The sequence below is a fragment of the Kribbella sp. CWNU-51 genome (assembly GCF_054073265.1).
Map to the genome: position 1 here is coordinate 872,521 of NZ_JBSXMZ010000007.1, position 15,398 is coordinate 887,918.

Consider the following 15,398-nt stretch of genomic DNA (forward strand, 5'->3'; position numbering starts at 1 on the left):
CCATGCCCCTAGTCCTGCACGTCGATTCCGATCGATGGCGTGATCACCTGCGTTCCACGTGGAACCCCGACATCATTCCGGTCGCCAAGGGCAACGGGTACGGGTTCGGCAACCAGCGGCTGCTGGCCGAGTCACGCGCGCTCGGCGCCCGCACGGTCGCGGTCGGGACGTACTTCGAGGTGCCGCCGGACCCGCGCGAGGACATCGTCGTACTCTCGCCGTGGCGGCCGTTCCTGGATGTCCCGCAAAGCAAGAACGTGATCCACACGGTCAGCCGGCTGGCGGACCTGGTCTCGATCCCGGCCGGCAGCCGGGTGCTGATCGAGGTGATGACCTCGATGCGGCGGCACGGCATCGGCGCGCGCGAACTGCGGCACACGATGCTGCTGAACGCGCTCGACCGGATCAAGTTCGAGGGCTGGTCGCTGCACTTCCCGATGGGCGCCGGCGGTACGTCGGCCAACCTGAGGGAAGCGCAGCAGTTGGCCAAGGCGGCGCTCGACGTCCGCAAGGGCACCCTGTGGGTGTCGCACGTACCGTCGCAGAAGCTGGCCGACATCGGCGAGAGCGTGAAGCTGCGGATGGGCACCGGGCTGTGGCTCGGCGACCGCGGTGCGCTGACGGTCCGCGCGACCGTGCTCGACGTGCACTCGGTGCGCCGCGGCGAGCGGGTCGGTTACCGGCAGCGGCGGGTCAGCGGGGACGGTCACATTCTGGTGGTGTCGGGCGGCACGGCCCACGGCGTCGGCCTGGAGGCCCCCACCGCTGCGGCGTCCGTCCGTCAGCGGGCGATCGCCATGGCGAAGGGCAGCCTCGACGCGGCCGGCATGGCGTTGTCGCCGTTCACCATCGAGGGCAAGCAGCGCTGGTTCGCCGAGCCGCCGCACATGCAGGCCAGCATGCTGTTCCTGCCGTCGTCGGTGGCACCCCCGGCGGTCGGCGACACCGTCGGCGTCGACGTCCGCTTCACCACCACCAGCTTCGACAAGGTGTCCATGGACTAGTGGTGTTGACTTCAGGTGCACCTGAAGTTGCAGCGTGGTGGCATGGGCTTTCTGGAACGGATCGAGGAGCGGCCCGGAGCAGCGGAGCTCCGGGCGGAGTCGTACCGGTTGCTCGGACTGAAGCGGGGCGGCACCTGCGTGGACGTCGCCTGCGGGGCCGGGCACGCGGTCGCCGAACTGGCGGCCAAGGGGCTGAAGGTGACCGGCGTGGACACCGACCCCGAAGCGATCGAGTCGGCGCAGGTCAGGGCGCCTGGGGCAATGTTTCACGTGGCACGGTCCGATGACCTGCCGTTGGAGGACGAGTCGATGGACGGCTACCGGGCCGTCGGGCTCTTCCACCTGCTCGAGGACCCGGTTCCGACCGTGGCCGAGGCGTGGCGGGTGCTCCGGCCCGGTGGACGAATCGTGCTCGGCGGGCAGGACTACGGCTTCCTGCTCATGGACAGCTCCGACCAGGACCTGACCGACGTCGTCCTGCTCGGCCTGGAGTCGCGGTCCGTGTCGCCGCGTGCGGCGCGCAGCCTGCGCTACCTCCTCCTCGACACCGGGTTCCGTGACGTCGAGGTCGTCGTACGCACGGAGGTCGTGACGGATCACCGCCTCATGGCTGCTCAGTTCGAGGGCGCGGCGGCGGCCGCGGTCGACGAGGCCCTGATCACCCAGGAAGATGCCGAGGCCTGGCTCACCGAGCAAGCGGACCGGGGACGGCGGGACCGGTTCCTCGCCGCCATCCCGACGGTGCTTGTCGGTGGCCGCCGTTAACGTTCCGGGCATGAACGAGAAGATTCCGTTGAAAGGCGTCGTACTGGACGCGCCGGACGCGCGGGAGTTGGCGCGGTTCTACACCCGGCTGCTCGGCTGGGACCTGGGCGACGACGAAGAGGACTGGGCGACCGTGATCGGCCCCGACGGCAGCACCAAGTTGTCGTTCCAGGGTGAGCCCGCCTATCAGACGCCGACCTGGCCGAGTACCGCGGAGAAGCAGCAGATGCAACTGCATCTCGACTTCCAGGTCACCGACCTCGAGTCGGGACACCGGCGCGCGATCGACGCCGGGGCACGGCTGATGGACTTCCAGCCGCTCCCCAACGTCCGCGTCTACGCCGACCCGGTCGGCCACATCTTCTGCTTCTTCGTCTAGGGCGGGGCGTGTCTGATGGTCCAGCGCCGCGCCGAGTGCCGCGCGGCCGGCGGGGGACCATCAGACACCTACCGCTGTTTGAGGTGGCCCTTCCAGCGGACGGTCGGGAGGAGGGCGGCCGGGTCGACGCGGTCCTTGTTCGCGGCGACGATGTCGAACATCGAGTCGATCAGGGTGTCCGACAGCAGGTGCGGCTGCAGGCCGAGGCCGACCAGGCCGGTGTGCTTGACGTTGTAATAGTGCTCGGCCTGCTCGACCCGCGGGTTCTCCAGGTGCTCGACCTGGACCGGGCCGGGGAAGCACTCCGCGACCTTCTCCGCGATCTGGGCGACCGAGTAGCTCTCGGTCATCTGGTTGAAGACCCGGAACTCGCCGGCGTCGGCCGGGTTCTCGACCGCGAGCCGGATGCACTCGACCGTGTCCCGGATGTCCAGCAGACCGCGGGTCTGACCGCCGGCGCCGTAGACCGTCAGCGGCTCACCGAGCACGGCCTGGATGACGAACCGGTTGAGCACCGTGCCGAAGACGGCGTCGTAGTCGAACCGCGTCGCCAGCCGCGCGTCCCGCACGGTCTGGTCCGTCTGCTGCCCGTAGACCACGCCCTGGTTGAGATCGGTGACGCGCAGTCCCCAGACGCGGCAGCCGAACTCGAGGTTGTGCGAGTCGTGCACCTTGCTCAGGTGGTAGAACGAGCCCGGCTTCTTCGGGTAGAGCATCCGGTCCTTGCGGCCGTTGTGCTCGACCTCCAGCCAGCCTTCCTCGATGTCGATGTTCGGCGTGCCGTACTCGCCCATCGTGCCGAGCTTGACCAGGTGGATGTCCGGGTTCGTCTCGGCGATGGCGTACATCAGGTTCAGCGTGCCGACCACGTTGTTGTGCTGGGTGTAGACGGCGTGCTCGCGATCGATCATCGAGTACGGCGCTGCCCGCTGCTCGGCGAAGTGCACGATCGCGTCCGGCTGGAACTCCTCCAGCACCTGGTAGACGAGGCCCGCGTCCAGCAGGTCGCCGACGTACGACGTGATCCGCCGGCCAGAGACCTCCTCCCAGGCAGCCACCCGGACGTCGAGGTCCTGGATCGGCACCAGGCTCTGCACACCCAACTCGCGGTCGTAGCCGCGCCGGGCGAAGTTGTCGAGGACGGCCGTCTCGTGGCCGCGGTCGGACAGATGCAGCGCGGTCGGCCACCCTAAGTAACCGTCACCGCCCAGAACTAGTACGCGCACGGCTCGGCCGCCTTCCGATGGGACGTTGGCTGTCACTATTCCTTCCTATCCCGAGTAACCGCTCCCCTAACGTGACCAGCCCCACTCAGAACCTGGCAATTGGCTGTGAATCTCGGTCGACCTGCCCAGAGTTGGTGTGGAGGTGCAGAATAGGCCGCGATGCGTGCACTCACCAAGGTCCGGAGCAGACTCGGCCCGCGCCGGAGCCGATTGTTGCTCTGGGCGAGGTATTCGGCATCCTCCGTAGTCGCCGTCGTGGTCAGCCAGGTCGCGTTCGCGCTCTGTTACTGGCTCGGGGCCTCCGCCGTCGCGGCGACCCTGGTCGCGTGGCTGGCCGGCGCGGTCCCGAACTACCTGCTGAGCCGCCGCTGGGCCTGGGGCCGCCAGGGTCGGCTGTTGCCGTACGCAATGATCGTGATCGGCTCGGCGGTCACCGCCGCACTGGTCACCACGGCGACCGATCACCTGGTCCAGGGGATCGATTCGCACGCCTGGAAGACGGTGCTGGTCACCGGCTCCTACTTCGGCACGTACGGCGTGCTGTTCATCCTGAAGTTCGTGCTGTTCGATCGGCTGGTGTTCGCCAAGCCTGCCGCCGTCGCCGACCCTGTCCCAGCACGTATTCCCTCAGCCAGGTAGTGGTCATCACCCGGCCGTAGTTCGCGCCGTACACCAGGCCCGGGCCCTTCTTGCTGGTCCCGTCGCCCCGGCGGCGCATCGTCATCGGCAGTTCCACCACGCGCGCGCCGAGAGCGAGTGCTCCGAGCAACAACTCCGACGACTGGTACTGCGGCTCCCGCAAGGTCACCGCGGTCGCCAGCTCCGCCCGCAGCGCGCGGAACCCGAACGAGGTGTCCGTGAGTTTCCGCCGGGTCAGGACCGACGCCAGTACGGCGAACACCCGCACGCCGACCCATCGCAACCGGCTGTCTGCGTCTTCGGCTCCGAGCCGCCGCGATCCGGTGACGAAGTCGGCCTCGTCGTCCAGGATCGGCTTCAGGAGTACGTCGAGCTCGTCGTTGTCGTACTGCCCGTCCGCATCGGTGGTCACGACGTACCGCGCGCCGCCCTCGGCAGCGAGGTGATACCCGAGCCGAAGCGCCGCACCCTGACCACGGTTGCTCGGGGCAACGCACACGAAAGCCCTGTGCTTGCGGGCGATCTCGGCAGTGTCATCGGTGGACCCGTCCACGACGACGAGGACGTCGACCGGCAGGTCCTCGCAGGTGCGCGGCATGTTGGTGAGCGCCGCGCCGATCCCGCCGGCCTCGTTGTACGCCGCGATCACCACGACGACCGGCGCAAGATCGGGCTTCCCGAAATCCTTCACAGCACGGGAATCCACGGCATCCGGGTAGTCCGCCATCGCCGGACGCGCCTGGTCCTTGCCCAACAGCGCACGCAGCCCGATGGCTCCCGCGAGCGGGAAGAACACGAGGGCCGGCAACTGATAGCGCCAGGAGAACTCGAACGCCGCCGATCCCAGCAGCAGGATCACACCAGCCGCAGCGGGTAGCAGTGCAGCCGATCGGAGGCCGGACGTCTTCGCGCGGCCCAGTCCGGCCACCGCGGCCAGAGCGATCAGTACGGAGAGACCGAGCAGGCTGCCGGACGTGTAGCCGCCGTGCAGCTGGTACGCGCGCAGGATCTCAGCGGGCACCCGTACGACGTGCGGCTCCGACCCGCCCCACCTCACCGCAGCGTTGGCGGTGTTGGGGTCCTGCAGGTTCGGATACGTGAGCTGGAACTGCCAGCGGTCCAGCGGTACGTCGTCCGGCGACGTGGTCCGCGTCGGTGCGAAGCCCTTGGCGAAGTCCTTCAGCGCAGCCCAGGTGACATCGAGCGGTTGATGCCGGATGACGAGCCGGGCGAACTCCGTGGCCAGTTGCCGCTTGGTGGTGCCGGGTGGCAACGGTCCAGGCCAGTTCGGATCGCCATAGTGATTGTGGGCGTACTTGTCCACGCCGAGGCGGTGGCCCAGCGGTTCCTTGGGACAGAACAGCGCGGTGCCCTCGTTGAGCGGCAGCTTGGCGCAGTTGGCGACCACCGCGGTCCGTCCGTAGAGCACCTGGTTCTCAGCCCCGGTGAAACCCCACCGGCCCGTGTCCGCGTGGTAGTAGATCGCGTAGGCCCCGAACACGACAGCGAACCCCGCTATGGCTGCGGCAGTACGTCGTACGAGATCGAGGCGGCGCTTGCGCCAGGCGTTGCCGACGACAATCAGGTAGAGCACGACGGCGACGAGCAAGACCATGCCGATCGCGCGGACCGTGAACGCGGCGCCGATCAGGACGCCTGCGAGGGCCGCACGCTTCCAGCCGGGTGCACCGCGGCCGAGGAGCAGCCAGAGGACCGCCACCAGCAGTACGTCGAAGGTGGTCTCGGCCATGATGTTCTGCTCGATCTGCACCTGGTAGGCGTCGAGCAGGATCGGTGCGGCCGCCAGCGCGGCCAGCCAGCGGTAGACGGTCAGCCGGCGGGCCAGTGCGTAGATCGCAACGCCCAGCAGCAGTCCGACCACGTGCTGCACGATCACGACGAACGTGAGGCCGCCGAGCCAGACCATGGGACCCAGGACGAAGTCGTAGCCGATCGGGTTGAGCTGGTCAGGGCTCAGCTTGCCCATGTTGTTCAGGTACTGCACCGAGTCTGTGTAGACGATCGCAGGCTGGTACGCGATGGTCGCCAGGACACGCAGCACTATGCCCGCCACCAGGAAGACGGCGAGCAGCCAATGCGTTCTGAGCAGCCTCTTCACTGTGCGCGGAAGTACTGCCACGTGCGGTCGAGCCCATCCTCCAGCGATACCGTCGGCGTGTAGCCGAGGTCGTTGGTGATGTCGACGACGACCGCCGGCATCTCACCGGCCGGCGCCTCGATGTGCTCGGCCGGAACCGCCTGACCGGTCACGGTACGCACGGTGTCGATCATCTCGAGCACAGACACCGACCGACCCGACCCGATGATCGCGCGGCCGTCGTACTTGGTGTCCAGTGCGAGCAGTACGCCGTTCACCACGTCGTCGATGAACACCAGATCCCGCCGCTGCTTCCCGTCGCCGTACACCCGGACGCCGGTCCCGGTCAGCGCGGCCCGCATCATCCGCGGCACGAAGCTGTCCTTGTGCGACATGCCCGGGCCATAGACGTTGGTGAACCGCAGTGCGGCGGTGGCCATCCCATAGCTGCCGGAGTACGCCGACAGCAGCATCTCGCAGGCCGCCTTGGTCGCGCCGTACGGCGTGAGTGGCCGCAACGGGAGGTCCGCGGTGATGGTCGCCGTACCGACGTCGCCGACCACAGCGTTGGTCGAGGCGAGCACGAAGCGATCGACTCCACTGCCCCGGGACAGTTCGAGCAGCACCTGAGTGATCGTCACGTTCTGCGCGAAGGTCTGCATCGGCGCATCCACGGAGCGCAACACCGAGGTCAGTGCGGCCAGGTGGACGACGGCGGTCGGACGGGTCTCGAAGGCCGAGATACAGACCTCCTGCTCGGCCAGATCACCGGTCACCACGTGGACACCCTCGTCCCACGAGGGGTCCGGCGGCTCCCGATCCACAGCGGTCACCGCAACGCCACGCCCCCGCAGGGCAGCCACCACGGCTCGCCCGATGAACCCGGCCGCACCGGTGACCAGCACACGTTCGTCCATGGCCCTCAACCTACCGCTCACAGACCAACTGCAAGACACCGGCGAACGGTGCGCGACGAACCCTTGACCCCGGGTGATCATGATGGGCAGGATCGCCCCGGGCGCGGGCTGACAACCTTGTCATCGGGGCCGCGTAACCAACTGGCGGGCAGCCTCGCGCTGTCGCGCCGGTCCGGCCGTGCAAGGAGCGTAGATGGATCTCCGCCGCCCATTGGGGCTCGTCGCGTCTCTCGGGCTAGTTGTGACAATGTCGTCTGCCATGGCGCCAGCGCATGCTGTCTCACCCACAGTGCAGGGGGATCAGCCGGTCGTGTCCGGGTCCTCGTACTTCACCTCGTTCGAGCCGGGGCAGCCGCAGCCCGGCTACACCGACGCCGTCGAGACCGGCCCGGACGGGAAGCCGCGCGCCGACGGTGTCCGCGGCCCGACGCCGACCGGGATCGGCGGCAGCGAGATGGACAAGGTCACCAAGGCGACCGCGAACGGCGAGAACACCGGTGGCGGCGAGATCGCCACCAACGCGGCCGACGGTGACAAGTTCACCAAGTGGCTGGTGTTCGAGCCGACCGGCTGGCTGGTCTACGAGACCTCGGCCCCGGTGGTGATCCGCAAGTACGCGCTGACCTCGGCCAACGACGCCGACGGCCGCGACCCGCAGAACTGGACCGTCTCCGGCTCGAACGACGGGACCACCTGGACCACGCTGGACACCCGGACCGGCGAGAGCTTCGAGAACCGCTTCCAGACCAAGGAGTACAGCTTCACGAACGAGACGGCGTACAAGTTCTTCAAGCTGGACATCACGCTGAACCACGGCGAGGACATCGTCCAGTTGGCCGACTGGTACCTGTCCAACGGTGCGCCGCTGCCGCCACCCGGCCTGACCGCGGAGTCGCGGCTGGACTCCGGCCCGACCAGCGCCTACAACGCTCGCGCCCGGGTCGGCTTCACCGGCGTCAAGTCGTTCCGGTACGCCGGCCACCAGGAGGCCGAGGGCCGCGGCTACACCTGGAACAAGATCGCTGACGTCGACCTGAAGGTCAGCAAGGACACCCGGCTGTCGTACAAGATCTTCCCCGAGCACGTCGAGGGTGATCTGAGCTACCCGAGTACGTACGCCGCCCTCGACCTGGCCTTCTCGGACGGGACGTACCTGAGCGACCTGAACGCGAAGGACCACCACGGCTTCACCCTCAGCCCGCGTGGTCAGGGCGACGCCAAGGGCCTGTCGACGAACCAGTGGAACAACGTCGAGGCGGATCTCGGCACGGTGGCCGCCGGCAAGACGATCCAGCGGATCCTGATCGGCTACGACAAGCCGTCCGGGCCGGCCGACTTCCGCGGCTGGGTCGACGACGTCCGGATCGCGGCCGCGATCAACCCGGACCGCGCGGCCCAGAAGACCGCGGCCAAGCACCCGTCCGACCTGGCGCTGACCACCCGTGGCACGAACGCGACCGGCGGCTTCTCGCGGGGCAACAACTTCCCGGCGACCGCCGTACCGCACGGCTTCAACTTCTGGACCCCGGTGACGAACGCCGGCTCCACGTCCTGGCTGTACGACTACGCCAAGGGCAACAACGAGGCCAACAAGCCCACGATGCAAGCGCTGTCGATCAGCCACGAGCCCAGCCCGTGGATGGGTGACCGGCAGACCTTCCAGGTGATGCCGTCGACCGCGACGACCCCGACCGCGGACCGCAAGGCGCGCGCCTGGTCGTTCAGTCACGACAACGAGATCGCCCGGCCGTACTACTACGGCGTCACGTTCGACAACGGCAACGCGGCCGAGATCGCACCGACCGACCACGCGGCGATGCTGCGGTTCAGCTTCCCGGCCGGCAAGCCGTCACTCGTGTTCGACAACGTCAGCGACAGCGGTGGTCTGACGCTCGACCCGGAGACCGGCGTGGTGACCGGGTTCAGCGACATCAAGAGCGGACTGTCCACCGGCGCCGGCCGGCTGTTCGTGTACGGCGTGGTGGACCAGAAGGTGGTTGCCTCCGGCAAGCTGTCCGACGGTGGCGGCGCGAATGTCGGCGGCTACTTCGCCTTCGACCCGAAGGCCACCCAGGTCCAGCTCCGGATCGCGACCTCGCTGATCGGCACCGCGCAGGCCAAGAAGAACCTCGAGCTCGAACTGCCGGCCGGATCGAAGTTCGCCCACGTCAAGGACGCGGCGCAGGACTTGTGGGACGCCAAGCTGCGCACGATCGAGGTCGAGGGTGCGACGGCCGACCAGCTGACGACGCTGTACTCGAACCTCTATCGCTTGTTCCTTTACCCGAACAACGGCTCGGAGAACACCGGCACGGCGTCGAAGCCGGTGATCACCTACGCATCGCCGACGTCGCCGAAGGTGGGCACCGACACCCCGACCACGACCGGTTCCAAGATCGTGGCCGGCCAGACGTACGTGAACAACGGCTTCTGGGACACGTATCGCACGGTGTGGCCGGCGTACTCGCTGTTCGCCCAGGACGAGGCGGCGAGCCTGGTGAACGGTTTCGTCCAGCAGTACAAGGACGGCGGCTGGATCTCTCGCTGGTCCTCTCCCGGCTACGCGAACCTGATGGTCGGCACGTCGTCCGACGTCGCCTTCGCGGACGCGTATCTGAAGGGGATCAAGGGCATCGACGTCCAGGCGGCGTACGACGCGGCGCTCAAGAACGCGTCCGTCGTGCCACCGTCGCAGAACGTCGGCCGCAAGGGCATGGACCTGTCCACCTTCAACGGTTACACGGCCAACAGCACCGGTGAGGGCTTCAGCTGGTCGATGGACGGTTACATCAACGACTTCGGCATCGCGAACATGTCGAAGAAGCTCTACGACACCGCGAAGAAGAGCGACCCGCGCAAGCAGGAGTACCTGGACAACTACAAGTACTTCATCAACCGCGCCCGCAACTACGTCACGCTGTTCGACCCGGCGATCAACTTCTTCCAGGGCAAGAGCCCGGACGGCGTCTGGGGCAACTCGCCCAGCACGTTCGACCCGCAGGACTGGGGTCACGACTACACCGAGACGAACGCGTGGAACATGGCGTTCTCGGCGCCGCAGGACGGTGCCGGCATCGCCGCACTGTACGGCGGCCGCGACGGCCTGGCGAAGAAGCTCGACGAGATGTTCAGCACCCCCGAGGACGCACTGCACCCCGGTGGGTACGGCGGCACGATCCACGAGATGCTCGAGGCCCGCGACGTACGGATGGGTCAGTACGGGCACAGCAACCAGCCGTCGCACCACCTGACCTACATGTACGACTTCGCGGGTCAGCCGTGGAAGACGCAGGAGAAGGTGCGCGAGGTGCTGTCCCGGCTGTACCTGGGCTCGGAGATCGGGCAGGGGTACCCGGGCGACGAGGACAACGGCGAGATGTCCTCGTGGTACCTGTTCAGCATGCTCGGGTTCTACCCGTTGCAGGTCGGCTCGCCGACGTACGCGATCGGGTCGCCGCTGTTCACCAAGGCGACGGTCCGGCTGGCCGGTGGCAAGAAGCTGGTGATCAACGCGCCGGGCAACAGTTCGCGCAACATCTACGTGCAGAGCGTTCGCGTGAACGGGAAGAAGTGGACCTCGACCGCGCTGCCCCACGATCTGATCGCGAACGGCGGCAAGATCGAGTTCCAGATGGGCGACAAGCCGTCGAAGTGGGGCACCGGCCGGAACGACGCGCCGCCGTCGATCACCACGCCCGGCGAGGACCCGATGACGTGGCGGGACTCGACGTCCGACGTCGGTGCCGTGATCAGCAGTGCCGGTGGCACCGACAACACAGATGTGACCGCGCTGACCGACAACGACTCCAAGACCCAGGTCACGCTGACCGGCGCCACCCCGACGGTCACGGTCGCCCTGCCGCAGGGCCGGCCGGTCGGCATGTACACGCTGACCAGTGGAGCAACGGGCGCGGCCCCGTCCGCATGGGTGCTGGAGGGCTCGAACGACGGTACGACGTGGTCGGCAGTGGATCGCCGTACCGGTGAGAGCTGGTCGTGGACGTCGTACACCCGGTCCTTCAGTGTCGCGTCGCCCAAGGCCTACACGCAGTACCGCCTGGTGCTGACGCCGGCCGCGGGTGCGGCAGGCGTCACGCTGTCCGAGATCGAACTGCTCGGCACCTTGAAGGGCGTCGAGGCCGGTACGCATCCGACCGACAAGCGCGTCGCGGAGACCCAGCCGAGCCCGACTCCTTCGCAGTCGATCGACCGCAACTACGGCTGACCGAGGTCGCGACATGGCAAGGGCGGCGGCATCGCGCCGCCGCCCGCTCGGACGTTTGCCCGGCGGAGCCTGCCCCTGAAAGGTTCCGCCGGAAATTCGATGAGGGGTGGCGGTCCCCGCCCGGACTGCCACCCCTTCATCTCTAACGACGTTCGAAGGTCGCCAGGGGTTGCCTCAGTGCAAAAGAGTCCACATGCCGGACACCGGCAGGTCTGCGGCGGTGGCCACGAACCATGCGAAGTTCAGCACCAGGACCGCTGCGGTGGCCGCAGCGGTGAACATCCAGCCGAGCCCCGAGCGGAGTGCAAGCACCGGTACTGCGAGCGCGGTCGCGAGCCCACCGAGCTGGACGGCGAACAGCGGCCCCCCGCTCTCGACCGCGCAGTCCACCGCGGTCGGAGGGCACAACGGGGCCTGCAGGTGAAGCATCAGTCCGTACGCGACACCCGCCACGACACCGACGAACGCTGCCTGCAGCGCCACCTTGCCGATCAACCGCCCCCGGGCCTCCATGACATCACGCTAAGTGCGCGACGGGACGCCGTACCTGAGCAGAACTACTCAGCCGGACCAGCGGCCGGTGAAGAATCCCGCTGCCCAGATCGCGGCCAGCGGTATCGCGAGGGCGAGATAGAGGCGGCCGAGCCACGGTTTTCGGCGGGCCATGACGGCGAGGCCGATCCACAGCGGCCACCAGAGCAGGGTCGCCCGGGTGAGCGAGTAGATCCAGAACGACGTACAGAACGCTGCGACCGTGGCCGCGACCCAGGCCGCCTCGCCCCAGGATCGGCGCCAGAGCAGCCAGGCGAGGAGCAGTAGGCCGACGACGAGGGCGACCAGCTCGGCCCGGAACATCCACGTCCAGTCGCTGCGTTCGGCCGCGAAGTGGCCCTTGCTCGCGGCCTCGAACGTGTGCATCAACGAGGTCCACGGCCAGGTGAACTCGCGCGCCCAGCCCTTCTCCTGCGCCTGCTGCCAGGCGAACCACGAGCCGTGGATCTGCTTCAGGTACGCCATGAAGCCGAGCACCGGGACCGCCGGCAGCGCCAGCCACGGGAGCGACAGCCAGTCCCGCTTCTTCGAGGTGATGAACTCGACCACCAACGCGAAGGCCAGGAAGATCCCGGACACCCGCACGGTCGCCGCGAGCGCGACGAAGATCGCGGCGCGGCCCCATCGACCCTGCCGCGCCGCCAGCCAGCCGGGGAACGCGAACGCGCAGAACAGCGCCTCCGTGTACCCGGCAGCCAGGAAGACACCGACGGGAGCGCAGTACCAGATCATCGCCGCGTTCGGCCCGATCCCCTTGAGCTCCGGGAACTGGTACTGCGCGAGTCGCGCGAGGTACACGCCCGCCACCGCACTCGCGACCGCGGACACGACGATGCCCGCGGCAACGTAACCGATCCCGGTCCAACTGACGATCCGCACCAGCACCGGGAACCCGGGGAAGAACGCCGCCAGCGGTGCACCGGACGGCTCGCCGTGGTTGTACCCGAACTCGGCGACCGCGTTCAGATGCCAGACATCCCACTGCAGCCAGGCGCGCCAGACGTTCGGGTAGTCAGTTCCCCGGTTGAACAGCAGCGGCGCCGAGATCGACAACAGGAACAGTGCGGCCCGGGTGACCAACCACCATCCGAGCACCTCCCGCGTCTGCGCCGTCGGCATCCATCGCTGCCAGCCCACCCCTTCGACCCGCGCCCGCCGCGCGCGCCCAGGCTTCGGCTCCTCAGCGGGAGCCGATCGCTCAAACACGACAGCACCGCATGCGAAAACCCACCCGAGCCCGAGTCACCCGCCTATCGTCTCCCATCCCGGGACGATCGGCCGAAAACTACTGACCGCCGCCGGGATTCTTCGGGGTATTACTGGGTGCCGTCGGTCCACCGGTCGGCAGCGTCGGCCAGCCTGGCGTCCTCGTCGGCTTCGTCCTGGTCGGGGTGCTGCTCGGGGTGTTCGAGGGCGGGTTGCTCGGGGTGTTCGTCGGCGGCGTGCTCGGAGGAGGGCTCGACGGGGTGATGGTCGGCGTGTTCGTCGGCGGCGTGAACGTCGGAGTCGGACTGTCCTTCATCACGTCTTCGCTCGGCTCCGTGAAGTCCGCGGCGGGCACACCTTCGAGGGCCGGCTTCATGAAGGCCAGCCACGTCTGCAGCGGCCAGCCACCACCGAAGAACGCCTTGTCGGTCGAGTAGGGGTCGAGGTCGGACTCACCGGTCGTGCCGGCGCGATACAGGACCGATGTGGACAGTTGGGGCGTGTAGGCGGTCCACCAGGAGGTCAGCGTGTCGGCGCCGTCCTTGCAGCCGTCGCACGCGGCGTTCGCCTTCCGGTGCTCGACCCCGACGCCACCCGCCGTACCGGTCTTGCCGGCCACCGCACGGTCGAGCTCCTTGGCGTCCACACCAGTGCCCTTCTCCACCACGTCCTGCAGAGCGAAGTTGACCATGCGGGCGATCTCCGGGGTGAAAGCCTGCTTCTTCTGCTTGTCCAGGCTCTTCTCGCTCCAGAGCACCTTGCCGTCCGGACCGATGACCTGCTTGATCGTGTGCAGCGGGTAGTACATGCCGTCGGCGGCGAAGGTCGCGTAGGCGTTCGCCATGTCGACCGGCGATGCGTACGGGTCCGGACCGAGCACCGTGGACGGGTTGTTCCGTCCGATCTCGAGTGCCTTGGTCTTCGGGATCCCCGCGGCCTCGGCCGCGTTGACGAGCTTGTCCGGACCTTTGTCCATCTTGTTGTCGACGAGGTCGTAGAACGCGGTGTTGATCGACTGCTCAGTCGCCTTCAGCAGGGTGACATCGCCATAGTCCTGGTCGAACTCGTTGTTGAGCTCCTGGCCCTGGATCTCGATCGGGCTGTCACCCTGGAGGGTGTCCCAGATCGACTTCTCGTCCTGCAACGCAGCGGCCAGCGCGAATGGCTTGAACCCCGACCCCGGCCTGGCCTTCAGCGTCGCCCAGTTCAACTGGCTCTTCAGGTAGTTCGGTCCGCCGTACATGGCGACGAGCTGCCCGGTGCCCGGCGTCACCGAAGCCATCCCGACGTGCAGGTTGTCGCGCTTCTTCGGCAACTCCTCCTCCGCCGCGGCGACGATCTGCTTCTGCTTGTCGTAGTTGAAGGTCGTGACCACCTTGAGGCCACCGCCACTGATCTGATCCTCGTCGAATCCCCGCTGCAGCAGCTCCTTGCGAGCCATGTCGAGCAGGAAGCCGGCCGAACCCTTGTAGCGGTTGCTCTTCGACTTCTTCTTGATCTCCGGCAGCTTGTTGCCGAACGTGATCGCCTGCGCGTCGGTGATCGTGCCGTTGAGGCGCATGCCGTCGAGAACGTAGTGGTACCGCTCGACGATCCGCTTCTTGGTCCGGGGGTCCGGATCGTCGATGTCGAACAGTGTCGGGTTGTTCAGCACCGTCGCAAGGAAGGCCGCCTGCTGAACGGAGAGCTTCCGCGGATCCGGCTGGCTGAAGTACGCATCGCCCGCGGCGGAGATGCCGTAGGCGCCCTCACCGAAGTAGATGGTGTTGAGGTAGCCCTCGAGCGTCTTGCTCTTGTCCTGCTGCCGGCTGAGCTTCGTCGCGATGAACAGTTCCTGGAACTTCCGGGAGACGGTCCGCTCCTGGGTCAGGTACATGATCTTCACGTACTGCTGCGTGATCGTCGAGCCACCCTGGAGCTGCTCGCCGTTGGCGATGTTCCACGCCGCGCGGGCCATGCCGGACGGCGAGATACCGGGGTTGGTCCAGAAGGTGCGGTCCTCCGCCGCGATCACCGCGTCCTGCACGTGCTTGGGGATCTGGGCCAAGGGCACGGTGTGCCGGTTCTGCTCGTAGAAGGTGCCCAGCGCCCGCGACCCGTTGTCCCAGGTCACCGTCGTCGTGTTGGTCGCGAACTCCTTGTTCGGGTCCGGGATCTTCGTCGTCTGGTAGACGATGAAGAAGGTCGCGACCGCGCCGATGATGCCGAGGAAGAAGAGCGCGGTCAGCCAGCCGAGGACCCGCAGCGCCCAATGCTTCTTGGCGCGCGCGGGTTTGACGGCCTTTCTACGAGCTTCACTCACAGTGCAATCCTCGACGATCTCGCTGAAGTCATTGCCCCACAGGCTACGGTGGGTGTGGTAACGGGCCCGAATCCGCTCCGGATGG

11 protein-coding genes are annotated in these 15,398 nt (G+C 67.6%); 5 read left to right on the forward strand and 6 right to left on the reverse strand.

The features are described from left to right. The first annotated feature begins 2 nt into the window (after positions 1 to 2). From ACXC9Q_RS12740 to ACXC9Q_RS12750, 3 genes are read left to right on the forward strand one after another with little or no spacing between them, the layout of a single operon-like run. On the forward strand, positions 3 to 1,004 hold the full coding sequence (locus ACXC9Q_RS12740) for an alanine racemase (RefSeq protein ID WP_329483050.1): 1,002 nt from the start codon (positions 3 to 5) through the stop codon (positions 1,002 to 1,004). Between the two features lie 42 nt (positions 1,005 to 1,046). Next, the gene (locus ACXC9Q_RS12745; RefSeq protein ID WP_457056677.1) at positions 1,047 to 1,769 is read left to right on the forward strand and encodes a methyltransferase domain-containing protein; all 723 of its coding nucleotides are present in this window, start codon (positions 1,047 to 1,049) and stop codon (positions 1,767 to 1,769) included. Positions 1,770 to 1,779: 10 nt separating this feature from the next. Next, positions 1,780 to 2,148, forward strand: coding sequence for a VOC family protein (locus tag ACXC9Q_RS12750; protein WP_457056678.1), 369 nt, complete (start codon positions 1,780 to 1,782; stop codon positions 2,146 to 2,148). A 68-nt stretch (positions 2,149 to 2,216) separates the two neighbouring features. On the opposite strand, the gene ACXC9Q_RS12755 is transcribed toward ACXC9Q_RS12750, so the two are convergent. Next, positions 2,217 to 3,374 carry an NAD-dependent epimerase/dehydratase family protein gene (locus ACXC9Q_RS12755; RefSeq protein WP_457056679.1) on the reverse strand — a complete coding sequence of 386 codons (1,158 nt, stop codon included), beginning with the start codon at positions 3,372 to 3,374 and terminating at the stop codon, positions 2,217 to 2,219. A gap of 159 nt (positions 3,375 to 3,533) precedes the next feature. Here ACXC9Q_RS12755 and ACXC9Q_RS12760 point away from each other — a divergent pair, with 159 nt between their 5' ends. Further along, positions 3,534 to 4,013 (forward strand): GtrA family protein, encoded by a 480-nt coding sequence (locus ACXC9Q_RS12760; protein ID WP_457056680.1) that lies wholly within the window; start codon positions 3,534 to 3,536, stop codon positions 4,011 to 4,013. On the opposite strand, the gene ACXC9Q_RS12765 is transcribed toward ACXC9Q_RS12760, so the two are convergent. After that, positions 3,919 to 6,132: a glycosyltransferase family 2 protein gene (locus tag ACXC9Q_RS12765; RefSeq protein ID WP_457056681.1), complete on the reverse strand. Its 2,214-nt coding sequence runs from the start codon at positions 6,130 to 6,132 to the stop codon at positions 3,919 to 3,921. The two genes, ACXC9Q_RS12760 and ACXC9Q_RS12765, sit on opposite strands and share 95 nt — an antisense overlap. Then, a complete protein-coding gene (locus ACXC9Q_RS12770; RefSeq protein ID WP_457056682.1) occupies positions 6,129 to 7,028 on the reverse strand; it encodes an NAD-dependent epimerase/dehydratase family protein in 900 nt (299 codons plus the stop codon). Before ACXC9Q_RS12770 ends, ACXC9Q_RS12765 begins: the two co-directional genes overlap by 4 nt. A 310-nt stretch (positions 7,029 to 7,338) precedes the next feature. Here ACXC9Q_RS12770 and ACXC9Q_RS12775 point away from each other — a divergent pair, with 310 nt between their 5' ends. Next, positions 7,339 to 11,253 carry a GH92 family glycosyl hydrolase gene (locus tag ACXC9Q_RS12775; protein ID WP_457056683.1) on the forward strand — a complete coding sequence of 1,305 codons (3,915 nt, stop codon included), beginning with the start codon at positions 7,339 to 7,341 and terminating at the stop codon, positions 11,251 to 11,253. 174 nt (positions 11,254 to 11,427) lie between these two features. Here ACXC9Q_RS12775 and ACXC9Q_RS12780 read toward each other — a convergent pair whose 3' ends face one another. The 3 genes from ACXC9Q_RS12780 to ACXC9Q_RS12790 form a co-directional block, all read right to left on the reverse strand. After that, complete coding sequence (locus ACXC9Q_RS12780; RefSeq protein ID WP_457056684.1) at positions 11,428 to 11,766, reverse strand: hypothetical protein; 339 nt, start codon at positions 11,764 to 11,766, stop codon at positions 11,428 to 11,430. Between the two features lie 48 nt (positions 11,767 to 11,814). Beyond that, positions 11,815 to 12,924 carry a mannosyltransferase family protein gene (locus tag ACXC9Q_RS12785; protein WP_457056685.1) on the reverse strand — a complete coding sequence of 370 codons (1,110 nt, stop codon included), beginning with the start codon at positions 12,922 to 12,924 and terminating at the stop codon, positions 11,815 to 11,817. Between the two features lie 166 nt (positions 12,925 to 13,090). Then, positions 13,091 to 15,313: a transglycosylase domain-containing protein gene (locus tag ACXC9Q_RS12790; protein WP_457056686.1), complete on the reverse strand. Its 2,223-nt coding sequence runs from the start codon at positions 15,311 to 15,313 to the stop codon at positions 13,091 to 13,093. Positions 15,314 to 15,398 lie beyond the last annotated feature (85 nt).